The following is a 14,966-nucleotide window of genomic DNA, read 5'->3' as shown; positions in this document are numbered from 1 at the left end:
AGGCCCCCACCCGTGGGTCAGCCGTTCCGGGCGCGTCCTGCTCGGGCCGCCCCGCCGAAGAACTTGCCGGTGATGCGGGCCGCTGTCCGGGTCGGGAGGAAGCGGTGGAACACGAGGGCCTGGAGGGCGAAGGCCCGCCCGTCGACCACCGTGGGGGCACGGCCGCGCAGAGCGGTCATGACGGTGTCCGCGACCTGCTCGGGCTGCCGTTTCCCGGGGACCCGGCTGCGGTTCATCGGTGTCTCGACCGCGCCGGGGCTGACCGCGACCACCCGTACTCCGGTGCCTCGGGTCTCCTGCCAGAGCGCCTGGGTGAAGGAGAGCACGAAGGCCTTGGACGCCGCGTAAGCGGCGTTGTAGGGCGCGGGCGCGTAGGCGGCGGTGCTGGCGATGTTCACGATCGCTCCTCGGCCGCGGCTCACCATGGCGGGCAGGAAGAGCGCGGTCAGTTCCGCTACGGCCGTGGCGTTCAAGCCGACCAGCGCGCGCAGCTTCTCCGGGTCTGCCTCGGCGACCGGTCCGACCAGGGCGGCACCGGCGTTGTTGACCAGGGTGTCCACTTCGACTCCCGCGCTCTTCAGCCGCTCGGCCAAGCGGGCGGGGCCGTCCTCACGCGACAGGTCCAGCGGCACGGTCAGTACATCGGTCCCGTGCTCGGCGCGCAGCCTTTGTGCCGTGTCTTCCAGGCGGGCGCCGTCACGCGCGACCATGACCAGGTTCCTGCCCTGTGCGGCCAGGCGCCGGGTGACGGCGGCTCCGATGCCCGTGCCCGCGCCGGTGACCAGTGCGGTGCCCTGGGCGGTGGTTCGCTGTCTGTTCGGTTGGGTCGCTGTCATGACCGTTACGCTAAAGTTTGACATTGACGTCAATGTCAAGTCCCACCGCGCGAGCGGCCGGGGGCGGTCGAAAGGGGGCACGCGTGCGGATCGGGGAGCTCGCCAGAGTCACCGGGGTCAGTACTCGTTCGCTGCGCTATTACGAGGCCCAGGGCCTGCTGCCCGCCGAGCGGACGGCCAACGGGTACCGGGAGTACGACGAGCGGGCGGTCCGTCAGGTCGCCTTCATCCAGGATCTCTACCGTGCCGGCCTGTCCTCCCAGCTGATCCGGGACATCATTCCGTGTACCGCGCCGGAGTCGTCCGGGGGCGACTGCGACGCGCTGGTCGCCCGTGTCCGGCAGGTCCGTGACCAACTGGCACGTCAGGAACGGCAACTGGCCGACCGGCGCGAAATGCTGGAGCGGTATCTCTCCGGCGCGGCGTCCCCCGCCGGTCTCGCCCCGCCGGCTCCGTGAGGCGGCCGGGGTTCTGACGGGCGGACGAGCGGCCACGAGCGGCCCCCGGCAGAGCCCCGGGGAAGGTCCTGGGCGCGAACTCGTCGGCGCGCGACGGTCGGTGTCCGCCTCGCCGGGGCGTCGGCTCCGCCACATTGTCGCGGTTCTGTCACGCGGTGACCTCCGTCGGGAACGGCGGGAACCCGACCGGCACCGGGTTCGCTCCTCCTCCACGTACTGGAACGGATCGCGTACTTCCCACGAACCTGGAGCAGCCCGTGACAACGCCGGACATAGCAACGCGGCGGCGCGCACTGGGGGCCAGTGCCGTCCTGATGGTCGGCGCTCTCGCCCTCACCGCCTGCGGCGGCGACGCCAGCGCCGACACCGACACCGACGCCAAGAAGGCGAGCGCCGGGATCGCCATCTCGGCGAAGGACGGCTCGACCGGCGCGTCGATCAACAGCACCGGCGTCGAGGTCAGCGACGGCACGCTGACCGGCGTACGGATGACGGCGGTGGAGTCGGGTGCGGAGGTGCCGGGGGCCGTGGCCGGGGACGGGGCGAGCTGGAAGCCGAAGGAGCAGTTGGAGCGCGGGACGAAGTACCGGATCACGGCGACGGCGAAGGCGGACGACGGCAAGAAGCTGTCCGCCGACTCGGCCTTCACCACCGTCTCCGAGGAGAACAGCTTCATCGGCACGTACACGCCGGACGGCGGGGCGACGGTGGGCGTCGGCATGCCGGTGTCGTTCACGTTCGACAAGGCGATCACCGACAAGAAGGCCGTGCAGTCGGGCATCGAGGTCACCTCCAGCAGCGGGCAGAAGGTGGTCGGGCACTGGTTCAACTCGCAGCGGCTCGACTTCCGGCCCGAGGAGTACTGGAAGGCCGGCTCGAAGGTGACGACCAAGATCGACCTGGACGGGGTCGAGGGCGCCGACGGCATCCAGGGGGTGCAGAAGAAGACGTTCACCTTCACCGTCGGCCGCTCCCAGGTCTCCACGGTCGACGCCGCCACCCAGACCATGACGGTCGTGCGCGACGGCAGCACCGTCAGGACGGTCCCGATCTCGGCGGGCAGCCCGGAACACACCACCTACAACGGGCAGATGGTGATCTCCGAGAAGTTCGAGGAGACCCAGATGGACAGCCAGACGGTCGGGCTGGGCAACGAGTACAACATCCCGGACGTGCCGCACGCGATGCGGCTGACGACCTCCGGGACCTTCGTCCACGGCAACTACTGGTACAGCAAGAGCAATCCGCCCTTCGGCAGCCAGGGCACCAGTCACGGCTGCGTCGGCCTGGCCGACGTACAGGGCGCGCAGGGCGACACCGAGGCCGCGTGGTTCTACGACAACTCGCTCCTCGGGGACGTCGTGATCGTCAAGAACTCGGCGGACAAGACGGTCGCGCCGGACAACGGACTCAACGGCTGGAACATGGCGTGGAGCGAGTGGGTCGCCGGAAGTGCCGTCTGAGCAGCGGATTTTGAGCGTACGCGGCCCCGCGCGGGAACTTTTCGCGCGGGCCGCGTGTTTTTCATGCGTACGTTTTCCCGGTTCCTGGACACGATGTCCGACCGAGGGGCTACGGTATGCACTCACCAGGTGACATGCAGCAACGCCGGGAGAGACCTTGAGCGTTCCGTACGAGACCGCAGCGTACGAACCACCCGAGTCGCCCGAGTCTCCTCAGGAGCACCTCGCGCGACTGCTCGGCCGCGCCCTGAACTCGTTCGAGCTGCCCGACGACACGCTCGGCGCACTGGAGTGCGCGCTGGCGCACGACGCCTCGCTGCACTCCGCGCACCACAGCGCGGGGCTGCACCGTGAGACGTACCGGCACACCTGGCTGCTCGCCGACGGTTCGGCGCTCACCCTCTGGGAGCTGGTCCACAACACCACCCCGGGCGGTGCGGCGCAGCACGAGGTCTACGTCGACGAGGAGGAGCTGCGCACCGCCACCGCCCGGCTCCCGCTGCCGCCGGACACGGCGGAGTTCGAGCTGCCGGTGGTGGTGCAGGTCGAGCTGTCCCCGGTGCCCGTTCCGCGGCTCGGCTATCTGTCCGAGGGGTCGGCGGACCACGCGCGCCGGTTGCTGCGCCGTGCGGAGAACGCGGACCGGCCCGGCGCCGACATCGCCGAGCGGCTGGCGACGGCGTGCGCGCACCGGATCACGCAGGCGTTCGGCCGCCCCAGCCGCGCGGGCCGCGCCGGGCTGCCGTTCTCGCTCTACGAGCACGCGTTCCTGCTGCGGGGCGGTGAGGAGGTCTCCCTGTGGGAGGTCGAGCACACGGCGACGCCCGACGGGCGGCACATGTGCGAGGTGTACGTCAGCGAGGACGCCGCCCGGCGTGCGATGGAGCGGCGGGCGGCGCGGCTGTCCTGACGCCGGCCGGGCGGGCGGTGTCCTCGTCGGCACCGCCCGCCCGGTAAATCTGCCGCGTACTCGTGGTGGAGTACCCCTACGCCCGCACCGGCGCCTCCGTCGTCTTCGCCTCCGCCGCCGGTGCCGGTGCCGAGGGCGCGGTGCCGTCGGGGGCCCCGGCGGCCCGCGCGCCCGGTGTCCGGGTGCGCAGGCCCTTCAGCAGGACCACCAGGGCGGTGGTGACGCAGACGCCCGCCGCGACCGCGACCAGGTACAGCAGCGGGCTGCCGATCAGCGGGACCACGAAGATGCCGCCGTGCGGGGCGCGCAGGGTGGCGTCGAAGGTCATCGACAGGGCGCCGGTGAGCGCGCCGCCCACCATGGAGGACGGGATGACCCGCAGCGGGTCGGCGGCGGCGAACGGGATGGCGCCCTCGGAGATGAAGGACGCGCCCAGCACCCAGGCGGCCTTGCCGTTCTCCCGCTCGGTGGCGTCGAAGAGCTTGCCGCGCACGGTCGTCGCCAGGGCCATCGCCAGCGGCGGGACCATGCCGGCCGCCATCGCCGCCGCCATGATCTTCATCGCGGAGTCGCTGGGGTCGGCGACCGCGATGCCGGCGGTGGCGAAGGTGTAGGCGACCTTGTTGACGGGGCCTCCGAGGTCGAAGCACATCATCAGGCCGAGCAGGGCGCCCAGCAGGACGGCGTTGGTGCCGGACAGTCCGCCGAGCCAGTCGGTCATCGCCTGCTGCGCGGAGGCGATGGGCTTGCCGATCACCACGAACATCAGGAACCCGACGACCGCGGAGGAGATCAGCGGGATGACCACGACCGGCATGATGCCGCGCAGCGGGGCCGGGATGCGTACCCGCTGGATCGCCAGGACGACGGCGCCGGAGAGCAGTCCGGCCGCCAGTCCGCCGAGGAAGCCCGCCTCGATGGTCAGCGCGATGGAACCGCCGACGAAGCCGGGGACGAGACCGGGCCGGTCGGCCATGCCGTAGGCGATGTATCCGGCGAGTACGGGGACGAGGAAGCCGAAGGCCACGTTGCCGATCTGGAACAGCAGCGCCGCCCAGCTGTCGGCCTGGGTCCACAGGAAGTGGTCCATGACCGAGGGGGCCTTGTTGATCTCGTAGCCGCCGAGCGCGAAGCCGAGGGCGATGAGGAGGCCGCCGGCGGCGACGAACGGGACCATGTAACTGACGCCGGACATCAGCCACTTGCGGAGCTTGCTGCCGTAGCCTTCGCGGGAGTCGCCAGTGCGTTCGACGGGTGTCGCGCCCGACGTGACCTCGCCGCGGGCGGCCTTGGCGCGGACCTCGGCGATCAGTTCGGCGGGCCGGTTGACGGCCGCCTTGACGCCGGTGTCGACGGTGGCCTTCCCGGCGAACCGGGCCTTGTCGCGTACGGCCACGTCGTGGGCGAGGATGACGCCGTCCGCGGCCTCGATCAGCGCGGGGTCGAGGCGGGTGAAACCGGCCGAGCCCTGGGTCTCGACGACGAGTTCGACACCGGCGTCGCGGGCCGCGTTCTCCAGCGCCTCGGCCGCCATGTAGGTGTGGGCGATGCCGGTGGGGCAGGAGGTGACGGCGACGATACGGAACGGGGCCTCGGCCGTCGGTGTCGCGGTGGGCGCTGCCGGTGCGGAGGGCGCTTCGGGTGCGGAGGCCTGCGGTGTCTCCTCCCCCCGGATCAGCGCCACCGCCGCGCCCGCGTCCCGTGCCGCCCGCAGGGCGTCCGTGAACTCGGTGTTCATCAGCTGCCGGGCGAGCGAGGACAGGATCGTCAGGTGGGCGTCGTCGGCACCGGCCGGCGCGGCGATCAGGAAGATCAGGTCGGCCGGTCCGTCCGGCGCCCCGAAGTCGATGCCCCGGGCGCTGCGCCCGAAGGCGAGCGTCGGCTCGGTGACGTGCGCGCTGCGGCAGTGCGGGATGCCGATGCCGCCGTCGAGGCCGGTCGGCATCTGGGCTTCACGGGCGGCCACGTCGGCGAGGAAGCCGTCCAGGTCGGTCACCCGGCCCAGCGCCGCCATCCGCTCGGCGAGCGAGCGGGCCGCCGCTTCCTTGCTGTCGGCGGACCGGTCCAGGTCGAGGTCGACCAGGTCGGCGTTGATCAGGTCGCTCATCACGGGCTCCTTCGCGGGTGTCATGACACCGGTTCCTTCAGGGGGCGGTCCACCGGCACGTCGGCCGTGACCGTGACGGCCGCCGGGTCCAGGTCGGCCGGGGCCGGCATCACGCTGCCGGGCAGGCCGACGGCCGCCGCGCCGTGCGCGACCGCCGAGGCCAGCGCCTCGGGGCCGGTGCCGCCCGCGGTCAGGAACCCGGCGAGCGAGGCGTCACCGGCGCCGACGTTGCTGCGGACGGCGGCCACCGGGGCGGCGCCGAACCAGGTGCCCTCCTCGGACACGAGCAGCTGGCCGTCGGCGCCGAGGCTCGCCAGTACGGCCCGGGCGCCCAGCCCGCGCAGTTCCTCGGCGGCCTTGACCGCGTCCCCGACGGTGGCCAGCGGGCGGCCGACGGCCTGGGACAGTTCCCCGGCGTTGGGCTTGACCACGTCGGGCCGCTCGGGCAGGGCGCGCAGCAGCGCCGGCCCGGAGGTGTCCAGGGCGATCCGGACGCCGGCGGTGTGGGCGCGGGCGACCAGTTCGGCGTACCAGGAGGGGGAGAGGCCGCGCGGCAGGCTGCCGCAGCAGGCGATCCAGTCGGCGTGGCGGGACTGGCTCCGTACGGTCTCCAGGAGGAGTTCGCGTTCGGCGTCCGTGAGTTCGGGGCCGGGCGCGTTGATCTTGGTGAGGACGCCGTCCGCCTCGGCGAGGGCGATGTTGGAGCGGGTGGCCCCGGCGACCGGTACGGCGGCGACCTCGATGCCCTGCGCGTGCAGCAGGTCGGCGACGAGGGCGCCGGGTGCCCCGCCGAGCGGCAGGACGGCGACGGTGCGGCGGCCGGCGGCGGTGACCGCGCGGGAGACGTTGACGCCCTTGCCGCCGGGGTCGACGCGTTCGCCGGTGGCGCGGACGACCTCGCCCCGGTCGAGGGAGGGGACCTCGTAGGTGCGGTCCAGGGACGGGTTGGGGGTGACGGTGAGGATCATGCGCGTACCACTTCCGTGCCGCCGCGTTCGATGGCGGCGGCGTCGTCCGGGCTGAGCCCGCTGTCGGTGATCAGCAGGTCCACGTCCGGCAGGCCGCCGAAGCGGGCGAAGTGCTCCTGCCCGTACTTGGTGGAGTCGGCGAGCAGCACCACGCGGCGGGCGGCGGCGACGGCGGCCCGCTTGACGGCGGCCTCGGCGAGGTCGGGCGTGGTCAGGCCGTGCTCGGCGGAGAAGCCGTTGGCGGCGACCAGGGCGACGTCGGCGCGGATCTCGCCGTACGCGCGCAGCGCCCAGGCGTCGACGGCGGCGCGGGTGCGGTGCCGGACGCGTCCGCCGACCAGGTGGAGCTGGATGCCGGGGTGGTCGGCGAGGCGGGCGGCGGTGGGCAGGCTGTGCGTGACGACGGTGAGCGACGCCTCGGGCGGTACGGCGGCGGCCAGCCGGGCCACCGTGGAACCGGCGTCCAGGATCACGGTGCCGTCGGCCGGCAGTTCCGCGAGGGCGGCCTCCGCGATGCGGTCCTTCTCGTCGGCGGCGGTGGTCTCGCGCTCGGCGAGGTCCGGTTCGAAGTCGAGGCGTCCGGCGGGGATCGCGCCGCCGTGCACCCGGCGGAGCAGTCCGGCCCGGTCCAGGGCCTTCAGGTCCCGGCGGATGGTCTCCGCCGTGACCTGGAACTCCTCCGCCAGCGACACCACGTCCACCCGGCCGCCGTCCCGGGCGAGCCGGAGGATCTCCTGCTGCCGCTCCGGTGCGTACATGTCCGTGTGCCTCCGTTCCTGCCCGAACGTGTTGTTTCGGAGGGAAGGTTATGTCTGGCGATCCGGAAAGTAAACAGGTTCGGGCACGACCGGGCATGAACGGGCATGAACGGGCATGACTCTTGGCCAGTCAGGGACGCTGGACCACCGAGACCAGCGCGACTACCGCGACCACTGGCACCACTGGCACCACCGGCACCACCGGCACCACCGGCACCACCGGCACCACCGGCACCACCGGCACCACCGGCACCACCCGCACCGAATGCCGTCCGCCCGCCCCTCCCCCGTTCAGCCGGCCGTCTCGGTGAGCGTCTCCCACGGGAAGCCGTGCAGCGTCTCCAGATGGCGCAGCGCCACGTCGAGGGGGCTTCGGCCGGCGTTCCCCGGCTGTTCGTCGGCGGCCCACCGCTCCACGGCCACCCGTACGGCCGCCACTGCCACGGCGGCCGGGAACCTCAGCCGGTGCGAGGCCACCAGACGCGCGGCAACGTTGTCGTCACCGCGGGCCACGCGGACGGCCAGCACCTGGGCGAGAGGGCATTCCGAGGTGTGGCAGACCTCCGCCCACACCTTCCGCAGGGCCGGGCTGGTCCCGGCCAGCCGGATCAGCGCGCGCGTCCACTCCCAGGAGGCGGCCGACACCTCGGTGCCGGGCGTCAGCATGTGCCGTGTCGCGTGATCGAGGGCCTCGGGCGGGGACAGTTCCGCGGGGGCGTCCCGTACCGCCTCCGCCCAGAGGTGGGCGCCCGCCGCGTAGAGCGGGGCCACGGCCTCCTCCTTGGTGGCGAAGTAGCGGTAGAAGGTGCGCGGCGCGACCCCGGCGGCCTGGGCGATGTCCTCGGCGCGGGTGGCGCGCAGCCCCTGCCGTACGAAGAGCCGGGCGGCGGCCCGCGCGATCTCCATCCGCGTCTCGGCCTTGCGCCGCTCGGTCAGCGACAGGGCGGCCGGGGTGGACCCGGTAGCAGGGGCGGAACCGGCAGCGGGGGCGGACCCGGTAGCAGGGGCGGAACCGGGGGCGGGGGCGGGAACGGCGGCCGGCACGGGGCCGGCGGGCCGGCGGGGATCGGAGGTGGTGCTGCTCACCTTCGTCAATTTATGCCTCTGTGGCAGAATCTGCCATCCGGCGGGCCACCCCGGGGTTCAGGTCCGGGGTGCCCCGCCTTCCAGGCGTGTCCGGCGGGCCGGGACAGCGAAGAGCCGGGCTCGGACGCCCGGGGGGAGAGCGCCGAGCCCGGCTGGGGACGTCCCGGCGCCGGGGGGAGTGCGGCGGGACGTGGTCTCGGGGGCCGGAGAACCGGCCCTGGTTACCGGCCTGGCCCTGACCAAAGGTCTGGACCGATAGGTACGAACTGGGTACGTACTGGCACGACTGGGTACACAGCGGGCCCGAACTACTAGCCCCTGAATGCTTGTTCCCAGGACCTGTCGTTTGAAGCAGCGTTACACAGCCATCTTCGCCGCCTTCGCGCGGCCTCGCACCACCCGGCGTACGCCGGGTTTACGCCGCCGCCTCGAAGCCGGTGTCACGGGCCAGCTTCTTCAGCTCCAGCAGCGCGTGCTTCTCGATCTGCCGGATCCGCTCCCGGGTCAGTCCGTGCTCCTTGCCGACCTCGGTCAGCGTACGTTCCCGGCCGTCCTCGATGCCGTACCGCATCTTGATGATGGAGGCCGTGCGCGGGTCGAGGCGGCCGATCAGGTCGTCCAGCTCCTCGCTGCGCAGCAGGGTCATCACGGACTGCTCGGGCGACACGGCGGAGGAGTCCTCCAGCAGGTCGCCGAACTGGGTCTCGCCCTCGTCGTCCACCGGCATGTTCAGCGAGACCGGGTCGCGGGCCCAGTCGAGCACGTCGGTCACGCGCTCCGGCGTGGAGCCCAGCTCGGCGGCGATCTCGGCGTGCTCCGGCTCGCGGCCGTGCTCACGGGCGAACTCGCGCTGCACGCGGCGGATGCGGCCCAGCTCCTCCACCAGGTGGACGGGGAGCCGGATGGTGCGGGACTGGTCGGCGATCGACCGGGTGATGGCCTGCCGGATCCACCACGTGGCGTACGTGGAGAACTTGAAGCCCTTGCGGTAGTCGAACTTCTCCACCGCGCGGACCAGGCCGGCGTTGCCCTCCTGGATCAGGTCGAGGAGCGGCAGCCCGCTGCGGGGGTAGCGGCGGGCGACGGCGACGACCAGGCGGAGGTTGGACCGGATGAAGACGTCCTTCGCCCGCTCGCCCTCGTCGACCAGCGCCTGGAGCTCCGCACGACTGGCGTCCGCCCCGGTCTCCTCGTAGCCTTCAAGAACCTGTCGTGCGAACACACCCGCTTCGATGGTCTGGGACAGCTCGACCTCCTTGGCGGCGTCGAGCAGCGGTGTCCGCGCGATCTCGTCGAGGTACATGCCGACCAGATCGCGGTCGGCGAGCTCGCCGCCGTTGGCGCGGACGCTGGTTGCCGCGTCGCTCGTCTCGCCGTTGGCGGACTTACGACGGGCGACGGCACGGGTTGCCATGCGTGCTCCCTTGCGATGGTGGGGTCAGCGGGTGGTTCTCAGGACTCCGGGCGCCCTCCCGGGCCGGCTCGGTGGTGCTTCCGGACTCTGGTCGGGTGCCCTGCATCCGATGGAAACAACGACTGGAATCCGGACAGAATTCCCAACCCGTCACCCCATTTTTCTGATCATGCAGTACCCTGTGCCGCCACACGAGGAGGCGCGATGCCGTCAGAGGGTGCGGAGGTCCAGGTCAGGCCGGGGTTCGAGGGGGACCTCGGAGCCCTCACCGATCTCTACAACCACTACGTGAGTGAGACGGCCGTCACCTTCGACACCCGGGTCTTCACCCCTCAGGAGCGCCTCCCGTGGCTGCTCTCCCACCCTGTAGACGGACCGCATCGCCTGATGGTTGCCACGGACACGGACTCACAGCGGATCCTGGGGTACGCCACATCGAGCCCCCTGCGCCCCAAGCCCGCGTACGCCACCTCCGTGGAGACCACGGTGTACGTGGCGCCGGGGGCCGGGCGCCGGGGCATCGGCACCCTGCTCTACCGGAGCCTCTTCGAGGCCCTGGCCGGCGAGGACGTGCACCGTGCCTACGCGGGCATCGCCCAGCCCAACGAGGCGTCGGCCCGGCTGCACCGACGCTTCGGCTTCCGGCACGTCGGCACGTACCGGGAGGTGGGCCGCAAGTTCGGGCGGTACTGGGACGTGGCCTGGTACGAGAAGGAACTCCAGGGGCCGGCCGGTCAGCCGAACTGAACCGACCGCTTCGCCAGCCCCATCCAGAACCCGTCGATCACCGACCGCTGGGCACCCAGCTCGCCGGCCGCGTCCGCCGCGCCCAGCGTCACGAACAGCGGGGCGAAGTGCTCGGTGCGCGGGTGGGCGAGCCGGCCCGCCGGGGACTTGTGACCGAAGTCGAGCAGGGCGTCCACGTCACCCGCGTCCAGCGCGCGCCGCCCCCAGTCGTCGAACTCGGCGGACCAGGCCGGGGTGCCGGCCTGCCGCAGGGCGGCCAGGTTGTGGGTGAAGAACCCGGAGCCGAGGATCAGCACGCTCTCGTCGCGCAGGGGCGCCAGCCGCCGCCCGATCTCCATCAGCCGGGCCGGGTCGAGGGTCGGCAGGGAGACCTGGAGGACGGGCAGGTCGGCGTCCGGGTACATCTCGACGAGCGGGACGTAGGCGCCGTGGTCCAGGCCCCGGTCCGGGACGTCCTGCACGGGCGTGCCGGGGGCGCGCAGCAGCTTGCGGACGGACTCGGCGAGCGCGGGGGCGCCCGGAGCGGCGTAACGCACCTGGTAGTAGTGCTCGGGGAAGCCCCAGAAGTCGTAGACGAGGGGGACGGTCTCGACCGCGCCGAGGGCGAGCGGGGCCTCCTCCCAGTGGGCGGAGACGACCAGGATCGCCTTCGGGCGCGGCAGCGCGGCGGACCAGGCGGCCAGCTGGCCGGGCCAGACGGGGTCGTCGGCGAGGGGCGGGGCGCCGTGGCTGAGGTAGAGGGCGGGCATGCGCTCCCGGGTGGCGGCGGACATGGCGGCGGCTCCCTCACACATACTTGAAATATCAAGCTTGTTCACAGGAAAGACTACGTCCCATTTGTTTAACCTTCAAGAAGCAGGCTCGTACAGTGGACCCATGAACACGGCATCCACCCCCGCATCCGCCGGCGAACCGCGCTGGCTCGGCCCCGGAGAGCAGCTCGTCTGGCGTTCGTACATCGAGGCGGCCACCCTCCTGGAGGACCATCTCGACCGCCAGCTCCAGCGGGACGCGGGGATGCCGCACGTGTACTACGGGCTGCTGGTCAAGCTCGCCGAGTCGCCGCGACGGCGGCTGCGGATGACGGAGCTGGCCCGGTCCGCGAAGATCACCCGGTCCCGGCTCTCGCACGCGGTGGCGCGGCTGGAGAAGAACGGCTGGGTGCGCCGCGAGGACTGCCCCTCCGACAAGCGGGGCCAGTTCGCGGTGCTCACCGACGAGGGGTACGCGGTACTGGAGCGGACCGCGCCGGGGCATGTGGCCGCCGTCCGCCAGGCCGTGTTCGACCGGCTCACCCCCGAACAGCAGGAGTCCCTCGGCGAGATCATGCGGATCGTCGCCGAGGGACTCCAGCCCGCCGAAGCGGGTGCGGACCTGCCCTGGCTGCGCTGAGCGCGCGGCCGGGACAGGTCCGCCGGGACCGTACGTACGAGGCGTCCCCTCCCCGTCCGTACGGGTGGTGCCGGGTGGTGCCCGAAGGGGTACGGCGTCCAGGTGTCAGTGGGCGATGACCGGGACCGGCAGCTCGTCCTCGGCGCCCTCACCGGAGGAGGCGACCGCGCCGCCGCCCGGACGGCCCGCGTTGACGAAGGTCAGGGCGATCACGCCCGCCGCGACCAGGATGCCGACGGCGAACCAGATCGCGCTGGTGTACCCCTGCACCTGCCCCTGGAGCTGGACCAGCTGCTGCTGGGCCCGGCCGGAGGCGCCGCCGATGTGGTCGGCGACGTAGGTGGTGGTGGCCGAGGCGGCGATCGTGTTCAGCAGGGCCGTACCGATCGCGCCGCCCACCTGCTGGGAGGTGTTGACCATCGCGGAGGCGACACCGGCGTCCTGCGGCCGCACGCCCTGGGTGGCCATGGACATGGCCGGCATGAACGCCGTACCCATGCCGAGGCCCAGGAGCAGCATGCCGGGCAGCAGCACCGCGGCGTAGGACGTGTCGATCTCCAGCTGGGTCAGCAGCAGCATGCCGACCGCGCCGACCAGGAAGCCGGGGCCCATCAGGAACCGGGGCGCGACCCGGGTCATCAGCCGGGTGCCGATCTGGGTGGAGCCCGTGATCATGCCCACGACCATCGGCATGAAGGCGAAGCCGGTCTTGACCGGCGAGTAGCCCTTGACGATCTGGAGGTAGTAGGTGAGGAACAGGAACAGGCCGAACATGCCGATGATGGCGAGGCCGAGGGAGAGGTAGATACCGCCGCGGGTGCGGTCGGCGACCACGCGCAGCGGCAGCAGCGGGGCCTTCACCTTGGACTCGACGAGCACGAAGGCGATCAGCAGGACGGCGGCGGCGACGAACATGCCGACCGTCGTGGCCTCGCTCCAGCCCTCGGACTCGGCGCGGGTGAAGCCGTAGACCAGCGCGACCAGGCCCAGGGTGGACAGGATGACGCCGGGGACGTCGAGCGTCGAGCGGTTGCGGCTGCCCGCCGGCTCGTGGACGACCAACCAGGCACCGGCCGCGGCGACCACCGCGAACGGGATGTTGACGAAGAACGTCCAGCGCCAGTCCAGGTACTCGGTGAGGAACCCGCCGAGGATCAGACCGACGGCCGCGCCACCACCGGCGATGGCACCGTAGATGCCGAACGCCTTGGCGCGCTCCTTGGCGTCCGTGAAGGTCACGGCGAGCAGGGAGAGCGCGGCGGGCGCGAGCAGCGCGCCGAAGGCACCCTGGAGCGCGCGGGCGCCGAACATCATCGCCTCGTTGGTGGCGGCGCCGCCCAGCGCTGAGGCCAGCGCGAAGCCGATCAGCCCGACCACGAAGGTGCGCTTGCGGCCCCACAGGTCGGCTATCCGGCCGCCGAACAGCAGCAGTCCGCCGAAGGCGAGCGCGTAGGCCGTGACGACCCACTGACGGTTGCCGTCGGAGATGCCGAGGTCCTGCTGGGCGGAGGGCAGGGCGATGTTCACGATGGTCGAGTCGAGAACGACCATCAGCTGGGCGAGCGCGATGAAGACGAGCGCTTTCCAGCGATTGGCGTCAGGGACGCCGGGAGCCTTGACGGCTGCTTCGGACATGGAGGTACCCACTTCGGGACGTCGTGACGGAAAAAACGAAACGGAAAACGGAACGGAAAACGGAACGAATACGGAAAGGCTGAGTCGGTGACGACATCGACGGTGACATCGACACCGGTGTCGACGCTGATGAGAAACGCCGGGGCGGCAGCGGGCAGGGCCGGATCACGGCCCGTCCACGCTCACGACCGGCCGGCCTTCGGAGCCGGTGCCCGGACCGGGTTCGGAACCGGACGCCGGACCGGTGAGAGGTGCTCTCGGACGGAGGTGCGGAAGTACTCGGACGGATGAGGCGACGCGTACGGGACTATTCGCAGGGCCGGCGCAGATCCTCCACGGTGACGGCCGTGCCCGGCAGGGCGGAACGGGCGGGAGCCCGCAACCCGTCCAGGAACAGCTGGAGATGACGGTGGGTGAAGCGGTCGCCGCCCAGGCACCGCGTACCGGCCGGCGGCCGGCTGAGCTGGGCCACGGCCACCAGCAGGTCGCCGACGCCCACGTCGCCCCGTAGCTGACCGGCCGCCCTGGCCCGGTCCATCATCTGGCCGACGAGCCCCTCGACCCGTCGGCGAGCCGCTTCCAGGTCGGGGTGGTACCGGTCGAACGTGGCGGAGACCATCGGGCACAGGGCGCTGATCCGCTGGTCGGCGGCGACGTGCACGAAGCGCTCCAGCGCCTCGAAGGCGTCACCGCCCCGGGCGAGCGCGACCTCGGCCGCCCCCGCCATGCGGTCCATGACCGAGCAGACGACCTCGCGGACGAGGGCGTCGCGGTCGGGGAAGTTGCGGTACACCGTGGCGTTGCCGACACCGGCCCGGCGGGCGACCTCGTCGAGCGGCACGTCGGGGCCGTGCTCGACGAACATCTCCTGGGCGGCGGTGAGGATCCGCTCCCGGTTGCGCAGGGCGTCGGCGCGCGGCCGGGCCACCTTGCGCTGCGCGGGGGTCGCGGTCTGCACGGCGTACTCCTTCGTGGCGTGTGGCTGACACTCGCGGCGAGTGCTCGTGGCGAGTGCTCGGTAGCGAACCGGGGAACCAGTCCCCGTTTCGCGCGGACACAGGTCTAAACGGGGAAACGATCCCCGGTTATTTCCCCGCCCACGGCAATATGTCGTGACCTGTGTCACACGTCCGGTCCACTCCCGCCCCGCACCTGCCCCCCTGTCCCCCCTCGCGGCCCCGCCCCAGAACCC

15 protein-coding genes are annotated in these 14,966 nt (G+C 72.1%); 6 read left to right on the top strand and 9 right to left on the bottom strand.

Annotated features, from left to right (window positions below; genetic code table 11):
* Window positions 1-17 precede the first annotated feature (17 nt).
* Window positions 18-836, bottom strand: coding sequence for an SDR family oxidoreductase (locus J7I94_RS35840; protein WP_215174223.1), 819 nt, complete (start codon window positions 834-836; stop codon window positions 18-20).
* 83 nt (window positions 837-919) lie between these two features.
* Between J7I94_RS35840 and J7I94_RS35835 the strand changes: the two genes are divergently transcribed.
* The 3 genes from J7I94_RS35835 (at window position 920) to J7I94_RS35825 (ending at window position 3,667) form a co-directional block, all read left to right on the top strand.
* Window positions 920-1,294 carry a MerR family transcriptional regulator gene (locus J7I94_RS35835; RefSeq protein WP_215174222.1) on the top strand — a complete coding sequence of 125 codons (375 nt, stop codon included), beginning with the start codon at window positions 920-922 and terminating at the stop codon, window positions 1,292-1,294.
* A gap of 257 nt (window positions 1,295-1,551) precedes the next feature.
* Window positions 1,552-2,757, top strand: coding sequence for an Ig-like domain-containing protein (locus J7I94_RS35830; RefSeq protein WP_215174220.1), 1,206 nt, complete (start codon window positions 1,552-1,554; stop codon window positions 2,755-2,757).
* 157 nt (window positions 2,758-2,914) lie between these two features.
* Complete coding sequence (locus J7I94_RS35825; RefSeq protein WP_215174218.1) at window positions 2,915-3,667, top strand: DUF6227 family protein; 753 nt, start codon at window positions 2,915-2,917, stop codon at window positions 3,665-3,667.
* Between the two features lie 76 nt (window positions 3,668-3,743).
* Here the strand turns inward: J7I94_RS35825 and J7I94_RS35820 are convergent, their stop codons facing one another.
* The 3 genes from J7I94_RS35820 to J7I94_RS35810 are packed head-to-tail and all read right to left on the bottom strand — an operon-like array spanning window position 3,744 to window position 7,500.
* Window positions 3,744-5,774, bottom strand: coding sequence for a fructose-specific PTS transporter subunit EIIC (locus tag J7I94_RS35820; RefSeq protein ID WP_215174227.1), 2,031 nt, complete (start codon window positions 5,772-5,774; stop codon window positions 3,744-3,746).
* Between the two features lie 20 nt (window positions 5,775-5,794).
* Complete coding sequence (gene pfkB, locus J7I94_RS35815) at window positions 5,795-6,742, bottom strand: 1-phosphofructokinase (protein ID WP_215174216.1); 948 nt, start codon at window positions 6,740-6,742, stop codon at window positions 5,795-5,797.
* Window positions 6,739-7,500 carry a DeoR/GlpR family DNA-binding transcription regulator gene (locus J7I94_RS35810; protein WP_215174214.1) on the bottom strand — a complete coding sequence of 254 codons (762 nt, stop codon included), beginning with the start codon at window positions 7,498-7,500 and terminating at the stop codon, window positions 6,739-6,741. Before J7I94_RS35810 ends, pfkB begins: the two co-directional genes overlap by 4 nt.
* Window positions 7,501-7,622: 122 nt before the next feature.
* Here J7I94_RS35810 and J7I94_RS35805 point away from each other — a divergent pair, with 122 nt between their 5' ends.
* The gene (locus tag J7I94_RS35805; protein ID WP_215174212.1) at window positions 7,623-7,811 is read left to right on the top strand and encodes a hypothetical protein; all 189 of its coding nucleotides are present in this window, start codon (window positions 7,623-7,625) and stop codon (window positions 7,809-7,811) included.
* Here J7I94_RS35805 and J7I94_RS35800 read toward each other — a convergent pair.
* On the bottom strand, window positions 7,792-8,406 hold the full coding sequence (locus J7I94_RS35800) for a TetR/AcrR family transcriptional regulator (protein ID WP_215174225.1): 615 nt from the start codon (window positions 8,404-8,406) through the stop codon (window positions 7,792-7,794). The genes J7I94_RS35805 and J7I94_RS35800 overlap by 20 nt on opposite strands.
* A gap of 595 nt (window positions 8,407-9,001) precedes the next feature.
* The gene (locus J7I94_RS35795; protein ID WP_215174210.1) at window positions 9,002-10,000 is read right to left on the bottom strand and encodes an RNA polymerase sigma factor RpoD/SigA; all 999 of its coding nucleotides are present in this window, start codon (window positions 9,998-10,000) and stop codon (window positions 9,002-9,004) included.
* A 204-nt stretch (window positions 10,001-10,204) separates the two neighbouring features.
* On the opposite strand from J7I94_RS35795, the gene J7I94_RS35790 reads away from it, so the two are divergent.
* The gene (locus tag J7I94_RS35790) at window positions 10,205-10,747 is read left to right on the top strand and encodes a GNAT family N-acetyltransferase (protein ID WP_215174208.1); all 543 of its coding nucleotides are present in this window, start codon (window positions 10,205-10,207) and stop codon (window positions 10,745-10,747) included.
* On the opposite strand, the gene J7I94_RS35785 is transcribed toward J7I94_RS35790, so the two are convergent.
* Window positions 10,735-11,520, bottom strand: coding sequence for a dioxygenase (locus J7I94_RS35785; RefSeq protein ID WP_215174206.1), 786 nt, complete (start codon window positions 11,518-11,520; stop codon window positions 10,735-10,737). The two genes, J7I94_RS35790 and J7I94_RS35785, sit on opposite strands and share 13 nt — an antisense overlap.
* A gap of 103 nt (window positions 11,521-11,623) precedes the next feature.
* Between J7I94_RS35785 and J7I94_RS35780 the strand changes: the two genes are divergently transcribed.
* Window positions 11,624-12,139: a MarR family winged helix-turn-helix transcriptional regulator gene (locus tag J7I94_RS35780; RefSeq protein WP_215174204.1), complete on the top strand. Its 516-nt coding sequence runs from the start codon at window positions 11,624-11,626 to the stop codon at window positions 12,137-12,139.
* Window positions 12,140-12,244: 105 nt separating this feature from the next.
* Here the strand turns inward: J7I94_RS35780 and J7I94_RS35775 are convergent, their stop codons facing one another.
* On the bottom strand, window positions 12,245-13,774 hold the full coding sequence (locus J7I94_RS35775) for an MFS transporter (protein ID WP_215174202.1): 1,530 nt from the start codon (window positions 13,772-13,774) through the stop codon (window positions 12,245-12,247).
* 307 nt (window positions 13,775-14,081) lie between these two features.
* A complete protein-coding gene (locus J7I94_RS35770) occupies window positions 14,082-14,732 on the bottom strand; it encodes a TetR/AcrR family transcriptional regulator (RefSeq protein ID WP_215174200.1) in 651 nt (216 codons plus the stop codon).
* Window positions 14,733-14,966 lie beyond the last annotated feature (234 nt).

Origin of the sequence: Streptomyces sp. ISL-12 (genome assembly GCF_018614415.1) — a bacterium.
Classification (GTDB): domain Bacteria; phylum Actinomycetota; class Actinomycetes; order Streptomycetales; family Streptomycetaceae; genus Streptomyces.
This window is presented reverse-complemented; position numbering and strand designations above follow the sequence as displayed.